The organism is Bradyrhizobium frederickii (assembly GCF_004570865.1).
In the GTDB taxonomy this organism is placed as follows: domain Bacteria; phylum Pseudomonadota; class Alphaproteobacteria; order Rhizobiales; family Xanthobacteraceae; genus Bradyrhizobium; species Bradyrhizobium frederickii.
The window spans coordinates 19,130-39,811 of the sequence record NZ_SPQS01000024.1; the positions used below are offsets into that span (position 1 = coordinate 19,130).

Annotated in this window: 24 protein-coding genes; 8 read left to right on the top strand and 16 right to left on the bottom strand. The window is 65.6% G+C overall.

Annotated features, from left to right (window positions below; translation table 11 throughout):
* Positions 1 to 36 precede the first annotated feature (36 nt).
* A complete protein-coding gene (locus E4K64_RS31595) occupies positions 37 to 426 on the bottom strand; it encodes a hypothetical protein (protein ID WP_135166892.1) in 390 nt (129 codons plus the stop codon).
* Between the two features lie 156 nt (positions 427 to 582).
* The gene (locus tag E4K64_RS31600) at positions 583 to 1,377 is read right to left on the bottom strand and encodes a hypothetical protein (RefSeq protein WP_135166893.1); all 795 of its coding nucleotides are present in this window, start codon (positions 1,375 to 1,377) and stop codon (positions 583 to 585) included.
* Positions 1,378 to 1,493: 116 nt separating this feature from the next.
* Here E4K64_RS31600 and E4K64_RS31605 point away from each other — a divergent pair, with 116 nt between their 5' ends.
* The gene (locus E4K64_RS31605) at positions 1,494 to 2,528 is read left to right on the top strand and encodes an aspartate-semialdehyde dehydrogenase (RefSeq protein ID WP_135166894.1); all 1,035 of its coding nucleotides are present in this window, start codon (positions 1,494 to 1,496) and stop codon (positions 2,526 to 2,528) included.
* Between the two features lie 159 nt (positions 2,529 to 2,687).
* Here the strand turns inward: E4K64_RS31605 and E4K64_RS31610 are convergent, their stop codons facing one another.
* Positions 2,688 to 3,332 (bottom strand): carbonic anhydrase, encoded by a 645-nt coding sequence (locus E4K64_RS31610; RefSeq protein ID WP_135166895.1) that lies wholly within the window; start codon positions 3,330 to 3,332, stop codon positions 2,688 to 2,690.
* 111 nt (positions 3,333 to 3,443) lie between these two features.
* Here E4K64_RS31610 and E4K64_RS31615 point away from each other — a divergent pair, with 111 nt between their 5' ends.
* Positions 3,444 to 4,325 carry an HpcH/HpaI aldolase/citrate lyase family protein gene (locus tag E4K64_RS31615; RefSeq protein WP_135166896.1) on the top strand — a complete coding sequence of 294 codons (882 nt, stop codon included), beginning with the start codon at positions 3,444 to 3,446 and terminating at the stop codon, positions 4,323 to 4,325.
* Between the two features lie 179 nt (positions 4,326 to 4,504).
* Here the strand turns inward: E4K64_RS31615 and E4K64_RS31620 are convergent, their stop codons facing one another.
* From E4K64_RS31620 to E4K64_RS31635, 4 genes are all read right to left on the bottom strand, one after another.
* Positions 4,505 to 4,924: a hypothetical protein gene (locus E4K64_RS31620; RefSeq protein ID WP_135166971.1), complete on the bottom strand. Its 420-nt coding sequence runs from the start codon at positions 4,922 to 4,924 to the stop codon at positions 4,505 to 4,507.
* 268 nt (positions 4,925 to 5,192) lie between these two features.
* Complete coding sequence (locus tag E4K64_RS31625) at positions 5,193 to 5,978, bottom strand: glycosyltransferase family 32 protein (RefSeq protein WP_135166897.1); 786 nt, start codon at positions 5,976 to 5,978, stop codon at positions 5,193 to 5,195.
* An 80-nt stretch (positions 5,979 to 6,058) separates the two neighbouring features.
* Entirely contained in the window at positions 6,059 to 6,664 is a 606-nt protein-coding gene (leuD, locus tag E4K64_RS31630) for a 3-isopropylmalate dehydratase small subunit (RefSeq protein WP_027573022.1), read from the bottom strand.
* 269 nt (positions 6,665 to 6,933) lie between these two features.
* Positions 6,934 to 7,332 (bottom strand): metallopeptidase family protein, encoded by a 399-nt coding sequence (locus E4K64_RS31635; RefSeq protein WP_135166898.1) that lies wholly within the window; start codon positions 7,330 to 7,332, stop codon positions 6,934 to 6,936.
* Positions 7,333 to 7,583: 251 nt separating this feature from the next.
* On the opposite strand from E4K64_RS31635, the gene E4K64_RS31640 reads away from it, so the two are divergent.
* From E4K64_RS31640 to E4K64_RS31650, 3 genes are all read left to right on the top strand, one after another.
* Positions 7,584 to 7,865, top strand: a complete 282-nt coding sequence (locus E4K64_RS31640; RefSeq protein ID WP_167772360.1) for a hypothetical protein — start codon at positions 7,584 to 7,586, stop codon at positions 7,863 to 7,865.
* Positions 7,866 to 7,887: 22 nt separating this feature from the next.
* A complete protein-coding gene (locus tag E4K64_RS31645) occupies positions 7,888 to 8,151 on the top strand; it encodes a hypothetical protein (RefSeq protein WP_347338639.1) in 264 nt (87 codons plus the stop codon).
* Positions 8,152 to 8,348: 197 nt separating this feature from the next.
* On the top strand, positions 8,349 to 8,897 hold the full coding sequence (locus E4K64_RS31650) for a hypothetical protein (protein ID WP_135166900.1): 549 nt from the start codon (positions 8,349 to 8,351) through the stop codon (positions 8,895 to 8,897).
* Positions 8,898 to 9,060: 163 nt separating this feature from the next.
* Here E4K64_RS31650 and E4K64_RS31655 read toward each other — a convergent pair whose 3' ends face one another.
* The 7 genes from E4K64_RS31655 to ffh all read right to left on the bottom strand — a co-directional run bounded on the left by E4K64_RS31655 (position 9,061) and on the right by ffh (position 15,113).
* A complete protein-coding gene (locus E4K64_RS31655) occupies positions 9,061 to 9,270 on the bottom strand; it encodes a hypothetical protein (protein ID WP_135166901.1) in 210 nt (69 codons plus the stop codon).
* Between the two features lie 95 nt (positions 9,271 to 9,365).
* The gene (gene leuC, locus E4K64_RS31660) at positions 9,366 to 10,772 is read right to left on the bottom strand and encodes a 3-isopropylmalate dehydratase large subunit (RefSeq protein WP_135166902.1); all 1,407 of its coding nucleotides are present in this window, start codon (positions 10,770 to 10,772) and stop codon (positions 9,366 to 9,368) included.
* Positions 10,773 to 11,208: 436 nt separating this feature from the next.
* Positions 11,209 to 11,589 carry a 50S ribosomal protein L19 gene (rplS, locus tag E4K64_RS31665; RefSeq protein WP_011083318.1) on the bottom strand — a complete coding sequence of 127 codons (381 nt, stop codon included), beginning with the start codon at positions 11,587 to 11,589 and terminating at the stop codon, positions 11,209 to 11,211.
* Between the two features lie 110 nt (positions 11,590 to 11,699).
* Positions 11,700 to 12,455, bottom strand: coding sequence for a tRNA (guanosine(37)-N1)-methyltransferase TrmD (gene trmD, locus E4K64_RS31670; RefSeq protein WP_135166903.1), 756 nt, complete (start codon positions 12,453 to 12,455; stop codon positions 11,700 to 11,702).
* 126 nt (positions 12,456 to 12,581) lie between these two features.
* Complete coding sequence (rimM, locus tag E4K64_RS31675) at positions 12,582 to 13,139, bottom strand: ribosome maturation factor RimM (RefSeq protein WP_135166904.1); 558 nt, start codon at positions 13,137 to 13,139, stop codon at positions 12,582 to 12,584.
* A 9-nt stretch (positions 13,140 to 13,148) separates the two neighbouring features.
* A complete protein-coding gene (rpsP, locus tag E4K64_RS31680; RefSeq protein WP_126261319.1) occupies positions 13,149 to 13,481 on the bottom strand; it encodes a 30S ribosomal protein S16 in 333 nt (110 codons plus the stop codon).
* Between the two features lie 84 nt (positions 13,482 to 13,565).
* Positions 13,566 to 15,113 carry a signal recognition particle protein gene (gene ffh, locus E4K64_RS31685; protein ID WP_126261318.1) on the bottom strand — a complete coding sequence of 516 codons (1,548 nt, stop codon included), beginning with the start codon at positions 15,111 to 15,113 and terminating at the stop codon, positions 13,566 to 13,568.
* 432 nt (positions 15,114 to 15,545) lie between these two features.
* Here ffh and E4K64_RS31690 point away from each other — a divergent pair, with 432 nt between their 5' ends.
* On the top strand, positions 15,546 to 16,610 hold the full coding sequence (locus E4K64_RS31690) for an MBL fold metallo-hydrolase (RefSeq protein ID WP_167772361.1): 1,065 nt from the start codon (positions 15,546 to 15,548) through the stop codon (positions 16,608 to 16,610).
* Positions 16,611 to 16,797: 187 nt separating this feature from the next.
* On the opposite strand, the gene E4K64_RS31695 is transcribed toward E4K64_RS31690, so the two are convergent.
* On the bottom strand, positions 16,798 to 17,511 hold the full coding sequence (locus tag E4K64_RS31695; RefSeq protein ID WP_167772362.1) for an SIMPL domain-containing protein: 714 nt from the start codon (positions 17,509 to 17,511) through the stop codon (positions 16,798 to 16,800).
* A gap of 5 nt (positions 17,512 to 17,516) precedes the next feature.
* On the bottom strand, positions 17,517 to 18,284 hold the full coding sequence (locus tag E4K64_RS31700) for a GyrI-like domain-containing protein (RefSeq protein ID WP_135166906.1): 768 nt from the start codon (positions 18,282 to 18,284) through the stop codon (positions 17,517 to 17,519).
* A 249-nt stretch (positions 18,285 to 18,533) separates the two neighbouring features.
* Between E4K64_RS31700 and dapF the strand changes: the two genes are divergently transcribed.
* Both dapF and mtaB read left to right on the top strand, forming a co-directional pair.
* Positions 18,534 to 19,409, top strand: a complete 876-nt coding sequence (gene dapF, locus E4K64_RS31705) for a diaminopimelate epimerase (protein ID WP_135166907.1) — start codon at positions 18,534 to 18,536, stop codon at positions 19,407 to 19,409.
* The gene (gene mtaB / locus E4K64_RS31710) at positions 19,409 to 20,662 is read left to right on the top strand and encodes a tRNA (N(6)-L-threonylcarbamoyladenosine(37)-C(2))-methylthiotransferase MtaB (protein ID WP_135166908.1); all 1,254 of its coding nucleotides are present in this window, start codon (positions 19,409 to 19,411) and stop codon (positions 20,660 to 20,662) included. Before dapF ends, mtaB begins: the two co-directional genes overlap by 1 nt.
* The last annotated feature ends 20 nt before the right edge of the window (positions 20,663 to 20,682 follow it).

Sequence of the window (20,682 nt, forward strand, 5' to 3'; positions counted from 1 at the left end):
GCCCGGCCATTTTGATTCGGGTCGCCTTGCGTCCGCTCAGTACAGCGGGAAGCTCTGCGGATAGCCGCCGACGTCCTGCGGCGGCGAGAGCGGCTGGCGGTCGATCGGGCGGTTGAGATTCTCGCGCGCGAAGGACGGATAGCCCACGGCCGGCGGGAAGGCGTAGTCGCTGAACTTGCGGTCGCCCGGGTTGACCTCGGTGCCGCCGTCGAGCCAGGAGCGCTTGCTGACATAGATGCGGGTGCGGCCCTGCTGGTAGACGGCGTTGGGGCCGCTCGGGCCGTAATAGGGCCGGCCGCGCTCGTCATAGCGCTTGGTCTTGTTGTCGGCCGAGGCCGGCGTCGCCAAGAACACGGCAGAGGACATGGCAATCACGGCGCCCGCAGCAAACAAGGTCGCCAATTTGGCAGAGAATTTCGAGCTCATCACGTCCCCTTCAAGCGGCGCACCGCCAGTCGATTTCACCCCATACTAGCCCGGCCGGGGTCGGCGCAACTAGGTCTATTGGGTCACACCGGCGCGGAATAATCGTGGCCGCCGGCAAAAGTTGCATCAATACCAGCCACTTGAGCTTGATGCCGATCAAAGCGCCCCGCGCAATTGCGCATTCGCGGCGCCCAGCAGCCAGTCCTGAGAGCCGGCAAGGTCGCAAGCACGGCGCTTCAGCTCGGCCTGGGCGAACAGGCCCGCCAGCTTCGGCTCGTTGCCGGAGGTCAAGAGCGTCAGCCGGTTCAGCGTGCAGGCGATGGCCGCGCGCTGGGCGGGCAGGGTGTCGCCCTGGCAGGAGAAGCCGGAGATCTGCAAGGCGGGCTCCTCGCTGCGCTTGAGGTAGCCGAGGCAGGCCCGCGCACCCTCCGCTGCGGCGACCGGCCGGAACAGCGCCACGGGCCCGAATTTCGTCTCGATCAGGCCGGCCTGCTCGAGCGGGGCCGCCGCGTTCAGTCCCATCTGGACGGCAAGGTCCATCGCTACAGGACGGGTCACGTCGAATTCGCCGCCCTGCCGGTAAATCTCGAGCTCGGCCAGCACCTTGTCCGCTTCGCCGGTCCAGCGCATGACGTCGCGTCGGCCGCCTTCGGGATGCCGGAGGATGATGTAAGAGGCTGTTTTCTCTGACGAAACAAGCCGGCTGAGGGCGAAGGCCGGATGCGAGCGGTCGGCCACGCTCCAGGTGGGTTTCGGCGCCAGCTCATCGTCGCGCAGATCAGGCAGCTGGCCCAGCGCCGCAAGGCCCAGGATGGCAAACAGAGCGAGCGTCCCCACATAGGCGACGAGCCGCGCCAGCGTGCCGACGACCTCGTCGGCGAAGGCCGCCAATGCCAGATGGAGACTGGTCCGGGTCGAGATTGCGGCCGTGCTGGCCTCGGGCGAATGCATCCACGGCCTTCCGGCATGGTCCCACGTTGTCTTGAGGCCGGTTCTCGCATAGAAGCGCTGCTCTTCCTGTTTAAGCGTCAGCTTCAGGAACGGGCTTTTTCACCGGAGAGTGAACGATGGGTTACAAAGTCGCAGTCGTCGGCGCGACCGGCAATGTCGGACGGGAAATGCTCAACATCCTGGATGAGCGCAAGTTCCCCGCTGACGAGGTCGTGGCCCTGGCGTCACGCCGCAGCATGGGCGTCGAGGTCTCCTATGGCGACCGCACCCTGAAGGTGAAAGCGCTCGAGCATTACGACTTCTCCGACGTCGACATCTGCCTGATGTCGGCGGGCGGCGCGGTGTCGAAGGAATGGTCGCCGAAGATCGGCGCCGCCGGCGCTGTGGTGATCGACAATTCCTCGGCCTGGCGCATGGATCCGGACGTGCCGCTGATCGTGCCGGAAGTGAACGCGGCCGCGACCGAAGGCTTCAAGAAGAAGAACATCATCGCCAATCCGAACTGCTCGACCGCGCAGCTCGTGGTCGCGCTCAAGCCCCTGCACGACAAGGCCGGTATCAAGCGCGTCGTGGTCTCGACCTATCAATCGGTCTCGGGCGCCGGCAAGGACGCGATGGACGAATTGTTCTCGCAGACCAAGGCCGTCTACACCAACAGCGAGATCGTCAATAAGAAGTTTCCCGCGCGCATCGCCTTCAACGTCATCCCCCAGATCGACGTCTTCATGGAGGACGGCTACACCAAGGAAGAGTGGAAGATGATGGCGGAGACCAAGAAGATCCTTGATCCCAAGATCAAGCTCACCGCCACCTGCGTGCGTGTGCCGGTGTTCGTCGGCCATTCCGAGGCCGTCAACATCGAGTTCGAGAATCCGATCAGCGCGGACGAAGCCCGCGAGATCCTGCGCAAGGCGCCCGGCTGCCTCGTCATCGACAAGCAGGAGCCCGGCGGCTACGCCACGCCGTATGAGGCGGCCGGCGAGGACGCGACCTATATCAGCCGCATCCGCGAGGACGCGACGGTGGAGAACGGCCTCGTGCTGTGGTGCGTGTCGGACAATTTGCGCAAGGGCGCAGCCCTCAACGCGATCCAGATCGCGGAAGTCCTGATCAACCGCAAGCTGATCACCGCGAAGAAGAAGGCGGCCTGACGCTGCTGTAGCTGCGTAGTGTGGGTTAGCATTGCGGATGCGCGAAGCGCAATCCGCTGGGCGTAACCCACCTCTTTGGTATCCGCAGTGACAGAAGTGGTGGGTTACGCCGTGCGAACTCCGCTTCGCGGAGTCGCAGGGCTAACCCACCCTACGAATTCAAGCCACGCTTCGCGCGTTCTTGAATTCCTTCGCGACCTTGTCCAGCACGAACAGCGATCCCTCTGCGACGCCGAAATAGGCGCCGTGGGTCTGCATCTGCCCTGACTCCACGGCCTTGCGCACGAACGGGAAGGTCATCAGGTTTTCCAGGCTGCGGAACACTGCGGCCTTCTCGATGCGCTCGACGAATTGCGCCATGGTTTCGTGGTCGCGCTGCTCCACCACCTCGCCGGGCTTGATGAACATCTGCATCCATTTGCCGATGAAGTCGCCCGGCGTCAGCGGCTCGATCTTGTCGACGAAGGCGCGGATGCCGCCGCATTGCGCGTGGCCGAGCACCACGATGTGCTTCACCTTCAGCACCGTCACCGCATATTCCAGCGCCGCCGAGACGCCATGGGCGTTGCCGTCGGGCTGATACACCGGCACCAGGTTGGCGATGTTGCGGACCACGAACAATTCGCCCGGGCCGACGTCGAAGATCACCTCGGGCGAGACGCGGCTGTCGCAGCAGCCGATCACCATCACTTCCGGGAACTGTCCCTTCACCGACAGCTCGCGATAGCGGCTCTGCTCTGTCGGCAGCCGCTGGGTGGCGAAGGCCTTGTAGCCTTCCAGCAAATGCTTCGGGAATGTCATCATGGCCCATGCCTAATCATATACCGCCGGGGCGAACAAGCCTTTCGAATGGGCAGGCCAAGTGCTATCGGCTCCGGCCAGAATAGGTTCGAGGAAACTGGAAGGAACGCTCGCATGACCCGCCCGCGCCGCAGCCATCTGTTCATGCCCGGCTCCAATCCCCGTGCGCTGGAAAAGGCGCGCAATCTCCCCGCCGATGGCCTGATCCTGGATCTGGAAGATTCCGTCGCCCCGGACGCCAAGGCGGTGGCGCGCGACGGCATCGCCGCCGCAATCGCAGCCAGGGGTTTTGGCAAGCGCGAGATCCTGATCCGCACCAACGGCCTCGACACGCCCTGGTGGGCCGACGACGTCGCGATGGCCGCCAAGGCCTCGCCCGACGGCATCCTGGTTCCAAAAGTTTCAAGCATCGAGGATCTCGACACGATCGGCCTCCGCCTCACCGAGCTCGGCGCCGCGTCGACGGTGAAGGTCTGGGCCATGATCGAGACCGCGCGCGCCGTGCTGCATGCGGAGGAGCTGGCCGAGGCCGGGCGCGATCCATCGCGGCGCCTCGCTGGCTTCGTGTTCGGCCCGAACGACATCTCGCGCGAGACCCGGATCAGGATGCTGCCCGGCCGCGCCGCGATGATTCCGATGATCACCCATTGCATCCTGGCAACGCGCGCCCATGGGCTCGAGATTCTCGACGGCCCCTACAGCGATATCGCCAATTCCGACGGCTTCGCCACCGAATGCGCGCAGGGCCGCGATCTCGGCTTCGACGGCAAGACGCTGATCCATCCCTCGCAGATCGACGCCTGCAACGCGATCTTCACGCCGCCCGAGGAGGAGGTCGCGCGCGCGCGAAAGATCATCGCGGCGTTCGAGCTGCCGGAGAACGCCTCGCGCGGCGCGATCCGCCTCGATGGCGCGATGGTGGAGCGCCTGCACGCCGACATGGCCAGGCGCACGATCGCCATCGCGGACGCGATCGCCGCGATGGGGAAGGGCTGAGGCGTCCCCGCTCTGTGTCGGCGACCGAACGCTTGCTGCTCGCGGCTTTGCTGCGAATTCAGCAGCAGCGTCGCAGCGTCATTCTTCTAGCCTTAGCGAGTCGTCGCAGATTTCTCGATAAATCCGCATCCTTGGAGGCTTTTTGAACGCCCCAGGACATTTTGGGTACGAGACGCGCCTCAGCGCGGCACGACGTCGGTGCGCTCGAGCGACTCCAGGGTCGAGGCATTGGCGCAATAGCCGTGGTAATTCTCCGCGGCGGTGCCGTCGGCGAGATCGCGGTCGCATTGTCCCTTGTGGTTGCACAGCGAGCAAACCCGCTCGAGGTCGCGGAGCAGCAGTGGCTGCGCGCGGCCGAGGCCTTCGGCGCTGATGCCGAGCTGCTCCAGCATTTTGGGCAGCTCGTCGGCTGAATGCTGGCCGTGGCGGACCAGCTCCTCCAGATCGTCTGGCGCGATCCTCAAGTCGTTCGCGATCCGGTCGAAATCGGCGCGATCGAGCTGACGCATCTCGTTTATCTCGCGGCGGTGCTTCAGCCAGTCGGCAAAGGACTCGATGAGGTCCTGGACGACGGGATAAGGCCTGCTTGCGGTGCTCATGGAAAGCTCCCTTCGGACGGCGGAATTGGAGCGAATTAAGCACAATGATGCAGGGGCGCGTTGCGCTGGATCAAACTGGGAAGGGGCCGCGGCCTCCGCTGCACCTCTCCCGCTTGCGGGAGAGGTCGACGCGTCGCGGGCGATGCGAAGCATCCTCCAGCGCGTCGGGTGAGGGTTTTCTCCTCTTGGGGATTGTCCCATTGCGGAAACACCCTCTCCCCAACCCTCTCCCGCAAGCGGGAGAGGGAGTGCACCTCCAGCGCGGCAGCTACACAAACCGCTCCGTCGCCCAGGCATAGAGGCTGCCCGGAATCGGCTTTTCGCCGCCACGGCCCTTGGGCGAGATGTGCAGGCCGATGATCTCCGGGTTGGTGACGAGGCCGAGATAGCTCGAGGGATCGAAGAACAGTTTCGGCTCGGCATGCACGGCGTAGAACGATTGCTTCGGCAGCGCGCATCCGAGCTCGCCGGTGCGGCGCGCCAGCGCGGTCAGCGCGGCGGGTCCGTAGATCGCGACGCGGATGTCCGCGAGACGGTTCGAGCCGCCGCGCAGGCGGCGCATCATGAAGGTGACGCGGTGGCGCATCGACAGCCAGTTGGGCGTCAGCTCCTCCTGCTCCATCAGCTCCTCGAAGGCGGCGACGATGCCGTGCCCGGGCGGCAGATAGATCACGGAATTGCCGAGCTGGCGCGGCCGCTCCCAGGCGAAGTAGGGCTTTGCCGGATCGATCTCGACCGGTTTGAGCAGCAGCACGTCGGCATCGAGCCAGAGGCCGAGATTCTTCGCCATCAGCTTCATGCGGAAGAAGTCGCTGAACTGCAGTGTCGTCCAGTCGCGCCAGCTGCCGTCCGGCTGCGGCGGCCGCAAGCGTTCGGAGAATGCGTGCGGCAGGATCGCCTCGGCGTCCGCGTTGGCGATTCCGGCGGGAAGGCCGGGAATGGTGTCGAAGCTATAGACCGTGACCCTGTGGCCGGCCGCGAGCTGCGAACGCAGACAGGTCTGGCGCAGCGCATCCATCGGGCCGTGCCAGAAGGTGACGATCTCGGGGAGCATGCGCAAAGCTATATGGGATGACGAGGGCAAAGAAATAGCCCCGGCGCGGACGGCACCGGGGCTCGAACCAAAATCGGCAATCAGGCCCAGGCGCGTTCGCGCTTGAGCTTGTCCTCATAGCTGTCGATCGAGGCCTTCTTCTCCATGGTGAGGCCGATGTCGTCGAGGCCGTTGATCAGGCAGTGCTTGCGGAACGGGTCGATCTCGAACTTGACCTTGCCGCCGTCGGGGCCGCGGATTTCCTGGTTCGGCAGGTCGATCGTCAGCGTCGCGTTGGCGCCGCGCTCGGCGTCGTCGAACAGCTTGTCGAGGTCTTCCTGGCTGACGCGGATCGGCAGAATGCCGTTCTTGAAGCAGTTGTTGTAGAAGATGTCGCCGAACGAGGTCGAGATCACGCAGCGGATGCCGAAGTCGAGCAGCGCCCAGGGCGCGTGCTCGCGGCTCGAGCCGCAGCCGAAATTGTCGCCGGCGACCAGCACCTTCGCGTTGCGATAGGCGGGCTGGTTGAGCACGAAATCCGGATTCTCGCTGCCGTCGTCCTTGTAGCGCTGCTCGGAGAAGAGCCCCTTGCCAAGGCCGGTGCGCTTGATGGTCTTGAGGTACTGCTTCGGAATGATCATGTCGGTGTCGACATTGATGATCTTCAGCGGCGCCGCGACGCCTTCCAGCGTGGTGAACTTGTCCATGGTTGCGCTTTCCCGCAGGTGTTCAGGGAAGGCGTATTTATCGCGATTGGCGCGGAAATCCTAGGCCGAATTGGGCAGGGCTAGCCTGCTCAGCAGGGTTGCCAAACTCGTGCGGCGTCGGGACTTCACCTCTCCCGCGTGCGGGAGAGGTCGCGCCGAAGGCGCGGGTGTGGGCTCTCTCCTCTAGGGAATGGTCCCGTTGCGGCGACACCCTCTCCCCAACCCTCCCCCGCAAGCGGGGGAGGAGCGCACCGTCTTCGTGGCGCTCGCTACTCCGCCCGCGCCTCGATCGCTGCCATATCGTCGTCCGAGAGACCAAAATGGTGGCCGATCTCGTGGATCAGGACGTGGCGGACGATGTGGCCGAGGCTTTCGTCGTGCTCGGCCCAATAGTCCAGGATCGGCCGGCGGTAGAGCCAGACCATGTTGGGCAGTCGCGCCACGTCGCCGAAGCTCTGCTGCGGCAGGCCGACACCCTGGAACAGGCCGAGCAGGTCGAACTCGCTCTCGCAGTCCATCTCATCCAGGACCTCCTCGGTCGGGAAGTCGTCGACGCGGATGATCACGCCTTCGCACAGGGCGCGAAACTCCGCCGGCAGGCCCTCGAAGATCTCGTGCGCCGTCGCTTCCATCTCGGCCAGCGAGGGCGCTTTCAATTCCGTCCACATGGGGCTGTTCTAAAGCGTTTTCGAGCGAAGTGGATACCGGTTCGCGTGAAGAAAACGCGTCAAACCAAGAATCTGGAGCCCGTTTCAATTCCATTGAAACGGGCTCCAGCGCGGGTTCCTTGGCGATGCATCCCGCTTTATAAGCGTGGCGAGGTTGACGGGCGCCGCCAAAACGGGGAGCGTGGGGCTCGACCAAGACGGTTCAGGTGGGCGAAAAAATGCGAGCAAAAACAGCGCTGACGCTACTGTGCATGGGGTTGTTTTCGCAGTTTTGCGTTGGCGCGGAAGCGCAGACGGCGGCCCCCGGTGTCAGGCTGGCGCAGCTGGTCGCGCCGGACGACATCCCGCCGCCGCGCAAGCGCCCGCCCGCGCGCCTGCGCGTCACGCCCTATTACGCGCCCGACGGCGTCTATCCGCGCTACAATCCCGGTCCCGATGCGGTCCGCGTCTGCAACGCGACCTATGTGCAGGAATTTCGGCCGAGCGGCACGGTGATCGTGCCGCGTGTCAGCTGCTACTGGCGCCGCGGCTGAGCCGGCGCGGGAGCCCGGTGGGATGGCAATGGCGAGACGGGTTTCATTGGTGATTGTCGTCGCGCTTGCCGCCAGCCTGCCGCGCGCGTCCGCGACGCCAGCGGTGGCGATCCCGGAGGCCTCGGCCGGGATCGCGGTGTTCGATGTGCGGCGACCCGCACGAACCTACGTCGTGCGGCCTGCCCTTCGCCGTGATCCCCGCTATTACGCGCGGCCCGTCCATTACCGTCCCTATCCCTACGGCGTGCCCGCCTCCTTCGTGTTCGGCTACGGCCCGTTCTGGTGAGCCGCTAGCCGGCAACTCATCTCCAAACTTCCTTTCGGAGTGGCGCGGCGCCGCAGCGCGGAGCCCGCTTCGTTCATTCATGGCGCGTTCACATCGCTGTCCGCAATTTAACCCCGGGAGCGACTGCGATTGAACAGGGATGACGCGGGCCGGGAACGAGCATCGCAACTCCGCTGTCCGGATTCAGGGAGGATTCCATGCTGAGGAGAAGGGGTCTCAGGGCAGGCCCGATGCGCCTGCTCGGGATTGCGGCCGCCGCGACGCTGATGCTGTCGGCGGGGACCGCGCGTCGGGCTGACGCGCTGACCTTGATCAATCCGTCGACGTCACCCGCGACCAAGGCGGCGACCGATGACCTCGTCACGCAGGTTCGCCACGGCGGCGGACACGGCGGAGGCGGACATTTTCACGGCGGCGGTGGCTTCCGCGGTGGCGGCGCGCATATCGGCGGTTTCCGCGGCGGTGGCGGACATTTTCATGGCGCTCGCATCGGCGGCTTCCGCGCCGCGCCGGCCTTCCACGGCGGCGGCTATCGCTATGGCGGCGTTCACCGCTATGGCGGATTTCATCGCTACGGGATCTATCGGCCGCACTACGGCCATCGCCACTTCCACCGGCGCTATTATGTCGGCGGCTATTATCCCTATTACCATCATCCGCGCCGCTGCCGGATCATCTGGACCTATTACGGCCCGCGCCGCATCTGCCGCTGGCATCGCTGGCACTATCCGTACCGGTATTGGTGACGTGGGTGAATTGCCGGCTCCGCATTCGTCATGGCCGGGCTTGTCCCGGCCATCCACGTTCTCGGAGCGCGCGCATGAAGATCGTGGATGCCCGGGCCTTCGCCGCGCCGAAGCGGCTTCGGCCGCGCAGGCGGGACGAGCCCGGGCATGACGGAGAACGCGGCTACAGCCAGTCCTTCAGCTTCCACGACGACGCTTTCCACCGCATCAGATTGTCCAGCTTCCACTGCTTGAACATCGCCGGCGGCCAGCGGCTGAGCTTCGAGCTCTCCTCGACCTCAGGCTTGGCGACGATGCGCAAGGGCGCCGCGCGCCGGCGGCGCTGGCGCGTGGCCTCGCTGATCAGGTCGACATATTCAGGCTTGTTGGCCATTGCGCGCGTCCTCGCGAAAACCTCGCGAGGACGAGAGTGTCAGGCGATCGATTAACGGCAGTTTGCCGCGATCGCTACAATTTGCTGGGAGCGGCTTAGCGCCACTCCCGGACGTCGACGAAGTGACCGGCGATCGCCGCCGCCGCTGCCATCGCCGGCGAGACGAGGTGGGTGCGGCCCTTGAAGCCCTGGCGGCCCTCGAAGTTGCGGTTCGAGGTCGAGGCGCAGCGCTCTTCCGGAGCCAGCTTGTCCGGGTTCATCGCAAGGCACATCGAGCAGCCCGGCTCGCGCCATTCGAAACCGGCCTTGATGAAGATCTTGTCGAGGCCCTCGGCTTCGGCCTGCTCCTTCACGATCCCGGAGCCCGGCACGACCATGGCGTTGACGTTTGCTGAAACGGTCTTGCCTTCCGCGATCTTCGCCGCCGCGCGCAAATCTTCGATGCGGCCGTTGGTGCAGGAGCCGATGAAGACGCGGTCGAGCTTGATGTCGGTGATCTTGGTGCCTGCGGTCAGGCCCATGTATTTCAGCGCGCGATGCTTGGAGATGCGTTTGGCTTCGTCGGCGATCTTGTCGGGATCGGGCACGATGCCGGTCACCGAGATGACGTCCTCGGGGCTGGTGCCCCAGGTCACGATCGGCGGCAGTTTTGCAGCATCGAGGCGCAGCTCGTGGTCGAAATGCGCGCCGTCGTCGGAGCGCAGTTTCTCCCAATAGCGCATGGCCGCATCCCAGTCCGCACCCTTCGGTGCCTTCGGGCGGCCGCGCAGGAAGTCGAACGCCTTCTGGTCGGGCGCAACGAGGCCGGCGCGGGCGCCGCCTTCGATCGACATGTTGCAGACCGTCATGCGGCCTTCCATGCTGAGCGCACGGATCGCTTCGCCGGCATATTCCAGCACGTAGCCGGTGCCGCCCGCGGTGCCGATCTCGCCGATGATGGCCAGGATGATGTCCTTGCCCGTCACGCCGTCCGGCAATTTGCCGTCGACGGTGACGCGCATGTTCTTCGCCTTCTTCTGGATCAGCGTCTGCGTCGCCAGCACGTGCTCGACCTCGGAGGTGCCGATGCCGTGCGCGAGCGCCCCGAACGCGCCGTGCGTCGAGGTGTGGCTGTCACCGCAGACGATGGTGGTGCCGGGTAGGGTGAAGCCCTGCTCGGGGCCGATGACGTGGACGATGCCCTGGCGCTTGTCGAACTCGTTGTAATATTCGATGCCGAATTCCTTGGCGTTCTCGGCCAGCGCCTTGATCTGCTCGATGCTCTCCGGATCGGGATTCGGCTTGGTGCGATCGGTGGTCGGCACGTTGTGGTCGACGACGGCGAGCGTCTTCTCCGGCGCGTGAACCTTGCGCCCCGTCGCGCGCAGGCCCTCGAATGCCTGCGGCGAGGTCACCTCGTGCACCAGATGGCGGTCGATATAGAGCAGGCAGGTGCCGTCCTCGGCTTCGTGCACCAGATGGTCGTTCCAGATCTTGTCGTACAATGTGGTCGGCTTGGACATGAGCGTCAGCTCCGAAGAATGTTGGTAGCGGATGTGCGCGCGTGCGCGCGGGCAACAAAATCGTCAGCGCAGCCTCTCAGGCTGCGCGAATAAGCTCTGACGTTGCCGAGGTCGCGAAGCGGCCGAAGAACCGGCCAGGCAGCCGCGAGCGATCGTCGATGACGATGCGCTTGACGGACGAGGGGCTGGTCGGATCTGGAAACATTCCAGGAATATATAGCAGGCCGAACTGAAATCGCGAGTGGTTTCAATGCGCGGTCAGGGCATGACCCTCATCCTGAGGAGCGCGCTCTTGCGCGCGTCTCGAAGGATGAAGGGAGACGCGCGTTCCGCGCTCCTCAGGGGTGAGGGGCGGCACCGCATGCGCAGCATGAGGCCAAACAAAAAAGCGCGGAGCCGAGCCCCGCGCTTTTCGAAACTTGCCTGGTCGCGAAGCTTACTCGCCGACGGCCGCCTGGCGGTCCTGCTTCTCGACGATGCGGGCCGATTTGCCGCGCAGGTTGCGGAGGTAATAAAGCTTGGCGCGACGCACCTTGCCGCGGCGCACCACCTTGATCGAGTCGATCATCGGCGACATCACCGGGAATACGCGCTCCACGCCCTCGCCGTAGGAGATCTTGCGCACGGTGAAGCTCTCGTTGAGGCCGCCGCCGGAACGGCCGATGCAGACGCCTTCATAGGCCTGCACGCGGGTGCGGTCGCCTTCGACGACCTTCACGTTGACGATCACGGTGTCGCCGGGACCGAACTCCGGAATGTCCTTGCCGGCGGACAGCTTGTCGAATTGCTCTTGCTCGAGCTGCTTGATCAGGTTCATGGGTAAATCTCCATCGGCGCGCCCAGCCCTGGAAACGGGGGGCTGCGCAAAATTCGTCTATCCAGCCATTGCGGATTTGGCCGCTCCTATAAGGCAAGCCGGAGCGTTTGTCACCCGTCTGTCTTGTTTTTTGGCGTTTTTTGGCGCCCGGCCCGATTCGCCGGCTTTGGCGGGATCTGGGCCCATAAATCCGGCCGCCGGGCCGCCGTCAGGGCCTCGGCCTGCGCCCGCCGCCAGGCTGCCACCTTGGCATGGTCGCCGGAGGTCAGGATCTCAGGGATAGGAACCCCCTCGAACAGCTGCGGCCGGGTGTACTGGGGGTATTCCAGAAGGCCCTCGGAAAAGCTTTCCTCGGTTCCAGAGGCTTCCTTGCCCATCACCCCCGGCAACAGCCGCACGCAGGCGTCGATCAGCGCCAAAGCTGCGATTTCGCCCCCGGACAGCACGTAATCGCCGATCGAGACCTCCTCCAGGCCCCGTCCGTCGATCACCCGCTGGTCCACCCCCTCGAAGCGCCCGCAGACGATCAGCGGGCCGGGCCCCCGGGCGAGCTCCTCGACACGGGCCTGGGTCAATGGCCGACCGCGCGGACTCATGAGCAGGCGTGGCCGTTCGGGCCCTGTCTCCGCCGCATCGATCGCCGCCGCCAGCACGTCCGCGCGCAGCACCATGCCCGGGCCGCCGCCGGCCGGGGTGTCGTCGACGCTGCGGTGGCGGTCGGTGGCGGACGCCCTGATGTCCCGCGCCTCAAGCTGCCAGATTCCGGTGGCCAGCGCCCGCCCGGCGAGGCTCACGCCGAGCGGCCCCGGAAACATCTCCGGAAACAGCGTCAGCACCGTCGCGCGCCAGGGTGAGGGATCGATCATCGGATCTCAGTTCTCGTCGTCCCGGACAAGCGAGCCCCAAGCGCGCGCAGATCCGGGATCCATAACCACCGCGGCCGGTTTGCGACGGCTGGAGCGGTCAGCTTAGCGAAAAATCTCGGCCTGTGGTTATGGGTCCCCGCGTTCGCGGGGACGACTCGCGGAGGGATCGTTGTCCTTGTCTTCGCCCTCGATCTCCTGCGGCAGCGCGATCACCACGCGGCCGCCTTTGAGGTCGACCTCCGGCACCACCGCGTTGGAGAACGGCAGCAGCAGCGTCGGGCCTTTGAGAGGCGCGATCTCGATGATATCGCCGGCGCCGAAATTGTGGATCGCGAGCACGCGGCCGAGCGCATCGCCCTCCGTGGTGACGGCGGCGAGCCCGATCAGATCGGTGTGGTAATATTCGTCCTCGTCCGTCGCGGGCAGTTTTTCGCGCGCGACGTAGAGCTCGATGCCGTTGAGGCGCTCGGCCTCATCGCGGGTCGTGACGCCCTTGAATGTCGCGACCAGATGGTCCTTCGCCTCGCGCGCCTGTGCGACTTCGAACTGGCGCTTGCCGTCCTTGGACAGCAGCGGACCGTAGCGCTTCACGGCGAAAGGATCTTCGGTGAAGGTCCATAATTTGACCGCACCGCGCACACCATGCGCGGCGCCGATCCGCGCGACGCAGACCAGCGCCGACATGATCCGGCCTTAGCCCTTGGCGGCGGCTTCGGCCTGCGCCTTGCGCTCCTTGCGCGGCACGGCCTTCTGCGGGTTGTTGCGTGCCTCGCGCTTGGCAACGCCGGCGGCGTCGAGGAAGCGCATCACGCGGTCGGACGGCTGCGCGCCCTTGGCGACCCAGGCCTTCACCTTGTCCAGGTCGAGCTTGAGGCGCGCCTCGTTGTCCTTCGGCAGCAGCGGGTTGAAATAGCCGAGACGCTCGATGAAGCGGCCATCGCGCGGAAAGCGGGAATCGGCGACGACGACGTGATAGACGGGACGCTTCTTGGTGCCTGCGCGGGCGAGGCGGATAACGACGGACATTCAGTTCTCCTTCAAAGTACGTTTGTTCGGTTGATCGGTATTTTCGCGTCACGCGGGACACTTGCGACCCGTGCGACGAATTCGTCATTTCTTCTTGCCGGGAAAACCGCCGAGCCCCGGAAGGGTCGGCTTGCCGCTGAGGCCGGTAAGCCCCGGCACATTCGGTAGGCCTGAGCGAAGACCGGGCGGCAGATCCTTCGGCAGGCTGGGCAGGCCCTGGCCGCCGCCGCTCTGCATCTTCTCCTGCAGCGCCTTCATCTCTTCCGGAGACGGCATCTTCATGCCGCCGCCAAAGCCCATCGCCTGGGCGATGCCAGCGAGCGGGCCGCGCTTGCCCGAGCCCATGGCCTTCATCACGTCGGCCATGTTCCGGTGCATCTTGAGCAGCTTGTTGACCTGCTCGACGCTCTGGCCGCTGCCGGCGGCGATGCGCTTCTTGCGGCTGGCCTTGAGCAGATCGGGATGACGGCGCTCGTCGCGCGTCATGGAATCGATGATGGCGACCTGGCGCTTCAAGATCTTGTCGTCGATGCCGGCGGCCGCGATCTGGTTCTTCATCTTGGAGATGCCGGGCATCATGCCCATCAGGCCGCTGATGCCGCCCATGTTGGCCATCTGCAGCAGCTGCTCGCGCATGTCGTTGAGGTCGAACTGACCCTTGCGCATGCGCTCGGCGGTGCGCGCGGCCTTCTCGGCGTCGATGTTGGCGGCGGCGCGCTCGACCAGCGAGACCACGTCGCCCATGCCGAGGATGCGGCCGGCGATACGATCGGGGTGGAAATCTTCCAGCGCGTCGGTCTTTTCGCCGGTGCCGAGCAGCTTGATCGGCTTGCCGGTGACCGCGCGCATCGACAGCGCGGCGCCGCCGCGGCCGTCGCCGTCCACGCGTGTCAGCACGATGCCGGTGAGGCCGACGCGCTGGTCGAACGCGCGCGCCAGATTCACGGCGTCCTGGCCGGTGAGAGAATCGGCGACCAGCAGCACTTCGTGCGGGTTCGCCGCGGCTTTGATCGCGGCCGCTTCCGCCATCATCTCTTCGTCGAGCGTGGTGCGACCGGCGGTGTCGAGCAGCACGACGTCGTAGCCGCCGAGCTTGCCGGCTTCCAGCGCACGCTTCGCAATCTGCGGCGGCTGTTGCCCCGCCACGATCGGCAGGGTCGGAATGTCGAGGTCGCGGCCGAGCACGGCGAGCTGCTCCATCGCCGCCGGACGGTAGACGTCGAGCGAGGCCATCAGCACCTTGCGCTTGTCGCGCTGGACCAGGCGGCGGGCGAGCTTTGCGGTGGTGGTCGTCTTACCCGAGCCTTGCAGGCCGACCATCATGATCGGCACCGGCGGCACGGAATTGACGTCGATGGTCTGGCCTTCGCTGCCCAGCGTATTGACCAGCTCGTCATGGACGATCTTGACCACCATCTGGCCGGGGGTCACCGACTTGACGACGGTGGCGCCGATCGCCTGCTCGCGGACGCGCTCGGTGAAGCTGCGCACCACCTCGAGCGCGACGTCGGCCTCCAGCAGCGCGCGGCGCACCTCGCGCATCGCGGCGTCGACGTCCTTTTCGGTCAGCGCACCGCGCCCCGTCAGACGATCGAGAATTCCGCCAAGCCGTTCCGACAGATTGTCGAACAATGCCGTTGTCCTGTTTTACCTCTCCCCGCCTGCGGGGAGAGGTCGGATCGCCCTTGCGATCCGGGTGAGGGGGTACGGGACCATCTACGCGCACCATGCGCGGAGAGAGCCCCTCACCCCGACCCTCTCCCCGCAAGAGCGGGGCGAGGGAGAAGAAAGTCCAAACACCTTTGCGCCCGAGGGCGCACAGCGCTGTCGGGCGTTGACCTCCGGCCTCGAGGGCCGGTCGGCGGGTCGAAAAGAAAGCCTTTCCGAGAAAGTGGCGGGGTTAAACGCCGCTGCCGCTCAAAAGTCAAGGAAAGTTAGGGTGCCGGGGCGGCTTTGCCAGGGCAAGATCCTGAAAAGAGAGCCTTTTTGGCTGCCGGTTCCTTTTCGCCGGGGTCCGCCCATATACAATTGATGACCCGCCCCCGTTACCACCGCTGAAGCCCCGTGCCGATCACCCGTCGCCGCCTGTTCGGATTGCTTGCCGGGGCCGGCGCCCTGGTCGGTGTTCCCTCCCTCTGGATGTCCCGTATGAAAATCTATGACGGCCCGGCCTCCGACCATTTCGACGGCCTCACCTTTTTCGATCCGGACGGAGCGCCGCCGAAATCGCTGCGTGAAGTGCTGCGCTGGCAGTTGGGCGGCAAGCGGCGGCGCGCGACATGGCCGGATTGGGCCCCCAGCCCTCATGCCGACATCCCGCCGGAGCGGGTCGACGGCGACAAGGTGCGGCTCTCCTTCGTCGGCCATGCCAGCTGGCTGATCCAGGCCGGCGGCCTCAACATCCTGGTCGATCCGGTCTGGTCGATGCGGGTTTCGCCGGTCGCCTGGGCCGGGCCGAAGCGCCACAACGATCCCGGCATCGCCTTCGAGAAGCTGCCGAAGATCGACGTCGTGCTGGTCTCGCATGGCCATTACGATCATCTCGACATCGCCACGCTGTCGCGGCTCACCAAGAATTTTGCCCCGCGCGTGGTCACTCCGCTCGGCAACGACGTCACGATGCGCAGCTGGGATCCCAGCATCAAGGTCGAGGCGTTCGACTGGCATGACCGCGTCGAGCTCGGTGGCGGCATCGCCGTGCATCTGGTGCCGACCCGGCACTGGACGGCGCGTGGCATGTTCGATCGCAACAAGGCGCTATGGGCGAGTTTCGTCCTGGAGACGCCGGCCGGGAAAATCTACGTCGTCTGCGATTCCGGCTACGGCGACGGCCGGCATTTTCGCCGCGTCGCCGAGAAGCACGGCAAGCTGCGTCTCGCCATCCTTCCCATCGGCGCCTACGAGCCGCGCTGGTTCATGCGCGACCAGCACATGAATCCGGAGGACGCCGTGAGGGCGCTGGCCGATTGCGGCGCCGAGGCCGCGCTCGGGCATCACCACGGCACGTTCCAGCTGACGGACGAAGCGATCGATGCGCCGGCCAAGGCGCTGGTGGACGCGCTGGATGCTGCGAAGATCTCGCAAGAGCGGTTCGTGGCGATGCAGCCGGGACAGGTGGTGGAGATCTAGCTGAGATTTCGCGTCATTCTCCGCTGTCGTCCCGGACAAGCGAAGCGCAGATCCGGGACCCATAACCACAGGGAGAAGTTTGGCGAAGACTCGGAGTGACCTGCGTCGCGCGATAACCACTCCCTGTGGTTATGGGTTCCCGCCTGCGCGGGGACGACACTTGTATTCTTAGCCGGCAGCGTGCGTCTTACTGCACCTGCTTGATCGCCCAGCTCACGTTCACCGTCACCGACAGCGTCTCCTCGCCGGGTGCGACCGCAGCAGGCGCTGCCATCGGTGCTGTCGCCATCCGCGCCTTGAACAGCGGCACCGGAGCGCCGCCCTCGGACACGCTCAGCGGCGCGCCCAACGTGACGCCGGTGGCCTTGGCATAGATCTCGGCCTTGCGGCGGGCGTCCGCGACCGCCTGCTCGCGCGCATCGTCGAGCAGCTTCGAGGCCTGCGTCACCTCGAAGGAGATGTTGCCGATGTCGTTGGCGCCGGCGCCGACCAGCGTGTCGATGATGGTGGCGACCTTGGTGACGTCGCGAATCTTGACGGTGACGCGATTGCTGGCGCGGAAGCCGACCACCGGGGATGCGCCGGTGGATTTGTTCTGGCCGTATTGCGGCTGCAGCGACAGGCGCGAGGTCTGGTAATCCTTCTCGACGATGCCGGCGCTCTTCAGCGCCAGCAGCACCTTGCCCATCGCGGCATTGTTGGCGTCGGAGGCTTCCTTCGCCGTCTTGGCGTCGTTGGCGACGCCGGCGTCGATCTGCGCGAGATCCGGCGCCACGGAGACATTGGCTTCGCCGCTCACTGAAATGGCGGACGGAAAATCATCGGCGAGCGCGGGCGCTGTCAGCAGCGCGGCGGCAACAACGGCGGCAAGGGACGCGGCAAGGACGGCAGGGTTCTTCATGACTCTCATTTCAGCGGCACGAAAACGTTGATCACGAGCTTGTCTTCAGCGGTCTTCAGGGGATCGGTGAGGTATTCCTCGATGAAGGTGTCCTTGGCTTCCAGCCTCTTGTCGTCGAGGTGATTGGTGATCGCCTCGTAGGTGTTGTCCATGTTGTCGTAGGAGCCGCGATGGACGAATTTCAGCACCTTGCCCTCCGGCGATTTGCCGATGCTCATGTCCTTCGCGAGGTTCTTGGGGTCCTGCTCGACCGGGATCTCGGCCAGGAAGGTGAAACCGGTGTCGTCGGTCGAGGTGTAGACGATCATCGCGTTGCCGGCCGGTTTGATGCCCTGCTTGTCCAGGAGCGTGTTCAGCGCCTTGAAAGCGTCGATCAGCGTGTCGAAGGCCGAGTCCCAGTTCGCGGTGCCCTTGACCATCACGACCTTCCTGGCCTCGAGCGTGGTCTCCAGGCCGAACGGATCGGCGGTCTGCACCGGGGCGGGGGTTGTGGCGGCGGCAGGCGGCGGTGTTGCCGGGCTGGGTGAGGCACTGGCTGCGGGCGAGGGCGTTGTCGCAGGCGCGGGCGAAGCGCTGGCTGCTGGCGATGGTGCGGCCGCAGGTGCCGGCGAGGCGCTCGCGGCCGGGGAGGGGCTCGCCGATGGGGCCGGCGAGGGACTTGCCGAGGCGGCCGGTGCCGGGCTCGGGGCTTGTGCCAGAACCTCAGGCAGGCCAAGCGACAAGGCCGCTGCCGGGATCAGCGCGGCCAGAGCAAGACGACGAAACCTGATCATTTTATTCTCCCCGAGGCCTTAACCTACCAAGGCCTTGACCACCAAGGCCCTCAATCACCAAGACCTTGCCCACCAAGGCCCAAATCCAGCTTTAGCCCGGCCCCGCATCCCGGTTCGCGGCGAGCGGCGCCGTTCTAACACGCGAGTGCCGAATTCGTCCCATGACAGATGCGTCATGCGGCCGGCCGCAAATCACTGGCCAAGCCGGCAAGGATCGCCATATAAGACGGGCGAAATTCGGGAATTTTCATGAGCGCGCTGGCCAACCACGCATTTGCCAAGATGAACGGCATCGGCAACGAGATCGTCGTTGTCGACATGCGCGATTCCGCTGGCCGGGTGACGCCGGACGACGCCCGCGCGGTGGCGTCCGCGAACGGCGGCGTGGCCTACGACCAGCTCATGGTGCTGCAGAAGCCGCGGCTCGACGGCACCGAGGCCTTCATCCGCATCTACAACAATGACGGCTCGGAGGCCGGCGCCTGCGGCAACGGCATGCGCTGTGTGGTGCGGCGCATCTTCGAGAAGAACGGGCAGACCGCGGCGACGTTCGAGACGGCTGCGGGCCTGCTCAACGCCTGGCAGGGGCCGTTGCCCGATCTCTACACCGTGGACATGGGTGCGCCGAAGTTCGGCTGGCAGGATATCCCGCTGGCGGAAGAGTTCCGCGACACCCGCTACATCGAATTGCAGATCGGGCCGATCGACAATCCGATCCTGCATTCGCCCTCCGTGGTGAGCATGGGCAATCCGCACGCGATCTTCTGGGTCGACGACGTCGACGGCTACGATCTCGAGCGCTTCGGCCCGCTGCTGGAAAACCATCCGATCTTCCCGGAGCGCGCCAACATCACGCTCGCCCATATCGTCGATCCCCAGCACATCACGATCCGCACCTGGGAGCGCGGTGCCGGCCTGACCAGGGCCTGCGGCTCGGCGGCCTGCGCCACGGCGGTTGCCGCGGCCCGGCTGAAGCGTGCCGAGCGCAATGTCGAGATCACGCTGCCCGGCGGCAAGCTCGGCATCGAATGGCGCGAGCGCGACGACCACGTGCTGATGACGGGCACCGCGACCTTCGAATATGAGGGCAGATTCGATCCGGCGCTGTTCGCGCCGGTCGCCTGATGGCCGTCGACATCGTCACCTTCGGCTGCCGCCTCAACGCCTTCGAGGCCGAGGTGATGCGCCGCGAGGCCGAAGCTGCAGGGCTCGAAGACACTATCGTCATCAACAGTTGCGCCGTCACCAACGAGGCGGTGGCGCAGGCGCGGCAATCGATCCGCAAGTTGAAGCGCGAACGGCCGAGTGCGCGCATCGTCGTCACCGGCTGCGCGGCTCAGACGCAAGCGGCGATGTTCGCCGACATGGCCGAGGTCGATCGCGTCCTCGGCAATGACGACAAGATGCGCCCGTCTGCGTGGCAGGAGACGCGCAGCGCTTTAGACCTCGGCGCCCACGAGAAGGTTGCCGTCAGCGACATCATGGCGATCAGGGAGATGGCGCCGCATCTCGTCGACGGCTATGCGAGCGGCCTGCCGCGCGTGTTCGTGCAGGTGCAGAACGGCTGCGATCATCGCTGCACCTTCTGCATCATCCCCTATGGCCGCGGCAATTCGCGCTCGGTGCCGATGGGCGCGGTGGTCGAGCAGGTGCGGACGCTGGCCATGCGCGGCCATGCCGAGATCGTGCTGACCGGTGTCGACCTCACCAGCTACGGCGCCGACCTGCCGGGCGCGCCGAAGCTCGGCCTGCTGACCAAGCAGATTCTGCGGCACGTGCCGGAGCTGAAGCGCCTGCGCATTTCCTCGATCGATTCGATCGAGGCAGATTCCGATCTGCTCGATGCCATCGCTGACAATCCGCGCCTGATGCCGCATCTGCACCTGTCGCTGCAATCCGGCGACGACATGATCCTGAAGCGCATGAAGCGGCGGCATTCGCGGCAGGACGCGATCGCGTTCTGCGACCAGGTCCGCCGCCTGCGCCCCGACGTCGTGTTCGGCGCCGACATCATCGCAGGCTTCCCGACCGAGACGGATGAGATGTTTTCGCGTTCGCTCGATCTCGTCGAGGAATGCGGCCTGACATTCCTGCACGTCTTCCCCTATTCGCCGCGCCCCGGCACGCCGGCCGCAAGGATGCCGCAGGTGGCGGGCGGTGCAATCAAGGAACGTGCGAAGCGGCTGCGCGCGGCGGGCGAAGCGGCGCTGCGCAAGCGGCTGCAGGCGGAGATCGGCGCGACGCGCGAGGTGCTGATCGAGAGCGAGAGCCAGGGCCGCACGGAGCACTATTTGCCGGTGGCGATTGCGGGCGAGTGTGTTGGAAGCGTGGTGTCGCGCAAGATTACCGGCAGCGATGGCGAGCGGCTCACCACATAGTCGGTGTCGTCGCCCGGCTT